Annotated in this window: 5 protein-coding genes; 3 read left to right on the top strand and 2 right to left on the bottom strand. The window is 77.1% G+C overall.

Features of this window, described 5'->3' with window-relative positions:
- Positions 1 to 2,020: 2,020 nt before the first annotated feature.
- Positions 2,021 to 3,913: a WG repeat-containing protein gene (locus LQ51_RS10145; protein WP_231605684.1), complete on the top strand. Its 1,893-nt coding sequence runs from the start codon at positions 2,021 to 2,023 to the stop codon at positions 3,911 to 3,913.
- Between the two features lie 56 nt (positions 3,914 to 3,969).
- A complete protein-coding gene (locus LQ51_RS10140) occupies positions 3,970 to 4,968 on the top strand; it encodes an aldo/keto reductase family protein (RefSeq protein WP_046564473.1) in 999 nt (332 codons plus the stop codon).
- A 102-nt stretch (positions 4,969 to 5,070) separates the two neighbouring features.
- On the opposite strand, the gene LQ51_RS10135 is transcribed toward LQ51_RS10140, so the two are convergent.
- Both LQ51_RS10135 and LQ51_RS10130 read right to left on the bottom strand, forming a co-directional pair.
- Positions 5,071 to 5,868, bottom strand: coding sequence for a site-2 protease family protein (locus tag LQ51_RS10135; protein ID WP_046564472.1), 798 nt, complete (start codon positions 5,866 to 5,868; stop codon positions 5,071 to 5,073).
- Positions 5,865 to 6,065, bottom strand: coding sequence for a hypothetical protein (locus LQ51_RS10130; protein ID WP_046564471.1), 201 nt, complete (start codon positions 6,063 to 6,065; stop codon positions 5,865 to 5,867). Before LQ51_RS10130 ends, LQ51_RS10135 begins: the two co-directional genes overlap by 4 nt.
- Before the next feature lie 171 nt (positions 6,066 to 6,236).
- Here LQ51_RS10130 and LQ51_RS10125 point away from each other — a divergent pair.
- Positions 6,237 to 6,982 (top strand): bifunctional adenosylcobinamide kinase/adenosylcobinamide-phosphate guanylyltransferase (locus tag LQ51_RS10125; protein WP_046564470.1); only part of this gene is annotated, 746 nt, incomplete at its 3' end.

The raw sequence follows: 6,982 nt of genomic DNA, 5'->3' as shown, positions 1-6,982 counted from the left end.
CACGTCGGGCCGGCCCGACGTGGCGGCTCGCCGCCCCGACGGTCCCCGCCGCGATCCGGTCCCGCCGCAGGTCGGCCCGCGCCCCGGCGCGACCCCGGCCCGACCCGAGTTTCCTCAGGAGCGGCCCGGGTTCCGGCCGCAGCCGGAGACTTGGGCCGGTCCGCCCGCCCACCCCGGCGAGGGGTGGCGCCCGGCCGTCGAGCCGGCCGCCCGGACCCGGCCGGACGACCTGCGGGACCGCTCGACGGCTGCCACCCGCCCGGACGCCGTACGGCCGGTGGCCCCGGCGCAGCCGCACGACCAGCCCGGCCGGGTGGTACCGCCGGGACCGCAGGCGGACCGGCCGGCGGCGGTCCGCCCCGACGAGCGAGGGCGCCCGCTCGCGCCGGGACCGGAGCACCGCCCGCCGGCACCCGTCCCGGACCGGCCGGTGCCCGGCAGGCCCACCTCCGGGCCGCCCCTCCCCGGCGCGCCCATCTCCGGGCCGCCCGGCTCCGGTGTGTCCGTTCCCGGCGTGCCCGAGTCCAGCGCGCCGGTTTCCGGGGCCCCCGTCTCTGGCGCCCCCGTCTCCGGCGGGCCTGTCTCCGGAGCCCCTGTCTCCGGCGGGCCTGTCTCCGGCGCGCCCTTCCCCGGTGCGCCCGTGTCCGGGCCGCCGGCGGCCAACCTGCGGGTGGAGTTCCTGCCCGGCCCCGCCGCCCCGCCGGCCGACCCCCGCGCCACCGGCGCGCCGGCCCAGCCGGAGCCCTCCGGTCCCCCGGCGCCGGCCCCGACCGCCGCCGGCGCGGACAGCCCCCCGGAATCCGGGCCCACCGGTCCGGGCGCCCAGGACGTCGATCCCGCCGCGTGGTTCCGGCCCCGCAGCCCGGACGGCGACCCGAACGCCCCGACACCCTCAGACGCGCCGGCCTCCCCGACGCCGGTCTCCCAGCCGCCGGCTTCCCAGGAGCCCGTCTCGCCAGCGCCAGCGGGACCGACGGCCGGGCGGCCGGTCAGCGCACCGCCGGCGGAGGACGCCCCGCCCACGGCCCGCCCGGTCTCCGCCGCACCGGCCTGGACCGGCGATCCGACCGCACCGGCACCCGACGCGGCGCGGCCGGCCGCGCACCCGGTGTCCGCCCCGCCCGCCGGGAGGGTGGCTCCGGCACCGGACCGGGACGAACCGGCTGCGCCCGCGGCCGGTCCGGTCGCCGCGCCACCGGCCTGGACCGGCGACCCGGTCACACCGGCACCTGACGCGGCGCCATCCGCTGCCCGGCCGACGCCGGTGCCCGCCCCTCGGCCGGAGCCGGGCCCGCCCGCGTGGGCGTCGAACGCGGCTCCGCAGCCAGGTCCGGCGGCGCAGGCAGGTCCGGCGGCGGCCCACGCGCGGCCGGTGTCGGCGCCGCCCGCCTGGACCGCCGGTGCGATGACCGGGATGTCCGACCGGGCCGACCGGGCCGACCGGGCCGATCTGGGCGGTTCGAACGGCCGGCCGACCGAGGCCGGACCGGTGTCCACCGCACCCGTTCCGGCCCCGCCGCCGGCCACCGCACCGGCCACCCCGGCATCCGACCCGGTCCCGGCTCCGCCCGCGTACGCGCCGCCGCCCGCCTACGCTCCCCCGGAGGTCCCGCCACAGCCGGTACCCGCCCCCACCACCAGGCCCGCGGCGCCGGCGGCCGGGGCACCGTCCGCGCCGCCCGGGTCGGCGCCGTCGGTACCGGTTCCCGGATCGCCCTCGGACGCCAACCCGGCCTCGGCGGCACCGGTGCCCGCGCCTCCGGCCAGCTCCGCCGCGCCGGCCACAGCACCACCGGCGGCCGTCCCCGAGCGGCCCTCGGAGCCCAACCCGCTCCCAGCGGCACCGGTCTCCGCGTCTCCGGCCACCGCGGCGTCCGCGGCTGCCGTGTCCGCGCCGCCCGTGTCCGCGCCGCCCGTGTCCGCGCCGCCCGTGTCCTCGGCACCCCCGTCGGCGCCGCCCACGTCGGCGCCGCCCACGTCCGCGCCGCCCGTGTCGACGGCACCCGCTTCGGCGGTGCCCGTGTCCGCCGCAGCTGGTGGCGACGAGGACCGGGTAGAGCAGCAGCAGCCGGCGCCGGCCGGCTTCCCCGCGCAGGACGAGCCGGCCGTCCAGGACCGGATCGTCGAGCGGGACAGGCCGGAAGCCGACGACTCACCCGCCGACTCACCCGCCGAACGCGCCGAACGCGCCGAGCGGACTGAGCGAGCCGGCCGGACCGAGCGGCTCGAGCGGGGCGAGCAGGACCCGTCCGCCGAGCGACCCGGGCAGACCGAGCAGACCGAGCAGGCCGGGCCGGAGGCACTGGACTCGCCCGCCGAGCCGGACCGGCAGGACAAGCAGGCCAGGCAAGCCCACCAGGACCAGCGGCCTGAGCCGGACCAACGGACCGAGCAGGCCGAGCAGGCCGAGCAGGCCGAGCCGGCCGAGCAGGCCGTACCGCACCAGCGGGCCGAGCGGGCCGAGCAGACCGAGCAGACCGTACCGGACCAGCAGGCCGAACCGGCCGGACCGGACCAGCAGGCCGAGCAGACCGAGCAGGCCGTACCGGACCAGCAGGCCGAGCAGACCGAGCAGGCCGTACCGGAGCAGCAGGTCGAGCGGCCGGCGGATCCGGAGCAGGCGCTCGCCGCGGTCCGGTGGCGATTGAATCCGGAGACGCTGCGCGAGGAGGCGCCCGAGCCGGAGGCACTGCGGGAGATCCGCGACGGGCTCACCGCGAAGCTGGGCAGTGCCCTGGACAACCGGAGCCGGGCCCGGCTGCTGAGCCTGCGATCGGTGGCGTCGCGGGTCCTCGGCGACCTGGACGACGCCCTCGCCGACGCCCGGCTGGCCCACACGTACGCCGAGGCCACCGGCGAGTTGCGGCGGACCGCGCTGGTCCGGGCGCGGCTGGCCGAGGTGCTGCGCTGGCGGGGCGAGTACGCGGAGGCGGACCGCCTCTTCGCCTCGGCCAACTCGCCGGAACTGCCCGACCGGCTGCGCGCGGTGCTGCACGAGCACGCCGGCCGGTGCTGCTACGACCAGGGCCGGCTGACCGAGGCGTGCCTGCACTTCGAGCGGGCGTTGGACCTGCGCCACGGGGACGACGCGGAGCTGAACGCGCGTACCGCGCTGGCGCTGGACGCGGTCGCCGAGCGGGCGGTGACCGCCGGGTTCGGGCCGAAGCCGCGCTCCCGGGAGGTAGTCCTCGGCGAGGAGCGTTACCCGGTGCCGACCCTCGACGAGGAGCAGCAGCTCTGGGGCTACGCGGACGCCGAGGGCAACCTGGTGGTCGAGCACCGGTACGCCGAGGTGCAGCCGTTCCGGGAGGGGATGGCGTGGGTACGCCGGCCGGAGGCGTCGCGGTGGGCGCTGATCGACGCCACCGGGGCGGCGCTGATCGAGGCGAACAACGGTTACCGGGCGGTGGGTTCGTTCGCCGAAGGGCTGGCCTGGGTGTCGATGGACGGCAAGGGCCGGTGGATGGCGGTCGACCCGACCAACATCGTGAAGATCCCGCCGGGTTACGAGGATGTCCGGCCGTTCCGGGGCGGCCTCGCGGCGGTACGGCAGAACGGCGGCTGGGGCGCGGTCGACCGGACCGGCCAGGTGGTGGTGCCCACCCGCTACCACGGCCTCAGCACGGCGCTGGCGGACGGCCGGTACGTGGACGGGTTCACCGAGGAGGGCCTGGCCGGCGTGGAGCTGGCCGGCCGTCGGGGTGTGGTGGACCGGACCGGGCGGGTGCTGGTGGTGCCCGCGTACCCGGCGCTGGTCGTGCACCCGGTGGCCTTCCTGGTCAGCGACGATTCGGGCCGCTGGGGAGCGCTGGACCGGCGGGGTGAGCCGCTGATCGACCCGGTGCACCCGAGTCAAGCCGCCGTGGTCGCCGAGATCGACCAACTGCTCGCCGACACCAGCCCGGTGCTCTGACCGCCGTCGGCCGCGCCGCGCGGCGGGCGATGATCGGGCGGGACTAGGGTCGAGGCATGGAATTCCGACACCTGGGCCGTTCCGGCCTGATGGTCAGCGAGATCTCGTACGGCAACTGGATCACCCACGGTTCGCAGGTCGAGGAGGACGCGGCGACCGCCTGCGTGCGGGCCGCCCTGGAGACCGGCATCACCACCTTCGACACCGCCGACGTGTACGCCGGCACGAGGGCCGAGGAGGTGCTCGGTCGCGCGCTGAAGGGCGAGCGGCGCGAAGGGCTGGAGATCTTCACCAAGGTGTACTGGCCGACCGGACCGGGCCGCAACGACCGCGGCCTGTCCCGCAAGCACATCATGGAGTCGATCAACGGCTCGCTGCGCCGGCTGCAGACCGACTACGTGGACCTCTACCAGGCCCACCGCTACGACTACAGCACCCCGCTCGAGGAGACGATGGAGGCGTTCGCCGACGTCGTGCACTCCGGCAAGGCGCACTACATCGGCGTCTCCGAGTGGCGGGCGTCGCAGCTCCGCGAGGCCCACGCGCTCGCCCGCGAGCTGCGCATCCCGCTGGTCTCCAACCAGCCGCAGTACTCGATGCTGTGGCGGGTCATCGAGACCGAGGTGATCCCCACCAGCGAGGAGCTGGGCATCGGCCAGATCGTCTGGTCGCCGATGGCCCAGGGCGTGCTCTCCGGCAAGTACCTGCCGGGCCAGCCGCCGCCGGCCGGCTCCCGGGCCACCGACGAGAAGTCGGGCGCGAGCTTCATCGCCCGGTTCCTGACCGACGAGGTGCTCACCCGGGTGCAGCGGCTCAAGCCCCTCGCCGAGCAGGCCGGGCTGAGCATGGCGCAGCTCGCCATCGCCTGGGTGCTGCAGAACCCGAACGTCTCCTCGGCGATCATCGGGGCGTCCCGGCCCGAGCAGGTGCACGACAACGTGAAGGCGGCCGGCGTGAAGCTCGACGCCGACCTGCTCAAGGCCATCGACGAGATCGTCGAGCCGATCACCGAGCGGGACCCGGCCAGGACCGAGAGCCCGGCGCAGCGTCCGTGACGCGCTCCCCAGGCCGGCGCGGCCACCGCGCCGGCCCGGGCCCCGCCGGGGGTACGCGCATCCCGGGCGGACCGCCGCGCCGCGGCGGCTCCCGCCGGCCGGTCAGCCCTGCCAGAAGCGGATCAGGTCCAGCCCGACGACGTAGAGGCCGGGCGGCAGCCCCAGCGCGTCGCCCACGGTGAACACCGCCGAGAAGAACCACCCGCCGATCCGCGGGCTCCACAGCAGCGCGAAGAGCAGCAGGAAGCCGTACGGGGCGAACAGGTCGTACATCCGCCGGTAGCTGGGGCTCAGCCAGGGTTGGATCATGTTGCCGCCGTCCAGGCCCGGCACCGGCAGCAGGTTGAGCGCGCTGGCGGTGAGCTGGAGGAACGCCAGCAGCCCCAGCCCGGCCCAGAACTCGATCGGCCCGCCGGTGCCGAAGCCGATCCGCAGCGCCACCACCAGCAGCAGGGTGAACAGCACGTTGGTGGCCGGCCCGGCCAGGCTGACCAGGGTGTGCCGCAGCCGGCCGGGGATGGCGTGCCGGTCCACCCAGACCGCGCCGCCGGGCAGGCCGATGCCGCCGAGCAGCACCACGACCACCGGCAGCACGATCGACAGCAGCGGGTTGGTGTACTTGACCGGGTTGAGCGTGAGGTAGCCGCGGTGCGCGATGTCCCGGTCGCCGGCCCGGTAGGCGACCACCGCGTGCGCGTACTCGTGCAGGCAGAGCGAGACCAGCCAGCCGGAGACCACGAAGAGGAAGACGTCGAACCGGACGTTGCCGAACCGCTGCCAGGTCATCACCCCGCTGGCCACGAAGAGCGCGACCAGGGCGAGGAAGACCGGGCTGGGCCGGAAGGCCGCCCGGGGCACCCCGAGCACCAGCGGCTCGCCGGGGCGGTCGTAGCCGGTCATTCGGCCGGCGGCAGCAGGCTCATGCGGTATTCGACCCGGTCGTCCTCGACGAGCGCGACGGAGGTGACGCCGGACGCCGCGAGCTCCCGCCAGGCCTGGCCGATCCACGACTCGGCGTCCGCCTGGCTGCCGAACGACTCGGCCGGCCCGTCGACCGACTCGCGGTTCTCGCCCTCGTACCGCCAGCTCCACGCCATGCCGCGTCTCCCCTCGCCGCCGTCGTCCCCCTGGGACGCCAATGCCCCGCAAGCGTAGTCGGCCCGGCGGGTGACGGCCCCGGCGGCCACATCGATCATGTGGCGCGGGCCGGTCGGCGCGCTGGCCGGGCCGGCGGGCGGTGAACGGCCCGGCGGCTCTAAGGTACGGGCATGTCCGTTGACGGGTGGAACACGCTCCTGGTGCTCGGCGGTATCCGGTCCGGCAAGTCCGAGTTCGCGGAGTCGCTGGTCGCCGACGCGCCCACGGTCCGGTACGTGGCCACCGCTCCCGAAGGGGACCCGGAGGACACCGAGTGGGCGGCCCGCCTGGCGGTGCACCGGGCCCGCCGGCCGGGCAGCTGGACCAGCGAGGAGACCGCCGGGGATCCGGGCCGGCTGGCCGCCGTGATCGCGGCGGCCGGGCCGAACGACACGCTGCTCGTCGACGACCTGGGCGGCTGGGTCACCGTGCTGCTCGATCCGGCGCACCAGCCCGCCGACGACACCGCCACCATCGCCGAGCTGGCCGCGGCGGTACGCGCCAGCGCCGCCCGGCTGGTCCTGGTCAGCCCCGAGGTGGGGCTGTCCCTGGTGCCGACCACCCCGCTGGGGCGGGCGTTCGCCGACGCGCTCGGCGCGACCAACCGCGCGGTCGCCGACGCCTGCGACGCGGTCGTGCTGGTGGTGGCCGGCCAGCCCACCCGGTTGAAGCCGGCCGACGCGCCGCTGCCCACCGTGCTGGCGCAGGCCGTTGCGGGCCCGGCGGAGACCCCGGCAGCGACCGCGGCGGCGACCGCGACCTCGGCGGCCCCGACAGCGACCGCGGCGGCGGCCCCGGCGGCGACCGCGACCTCGACGGCGACCCCGGCGGTGACCGCGACCTCGGCGGCGACCGCCGAGCCGGCGACCGGCGGCGC

Origin of the sequence: Micromonospora sp. HK10 (assembly GCF_000982955.1) — a bacterium.
Taxonomy (GTDB): domain Bacteria; phylum Actinomycetota; class Actinomycetes; order Mycobacteriales; family Micromonosporaceae; genus Micromonospora.
The sequence above is the reverse complement of the archived record's forward strand: the minus strand, read 5'-3'. Positions and strand labels throughout refer to the sequence as shown.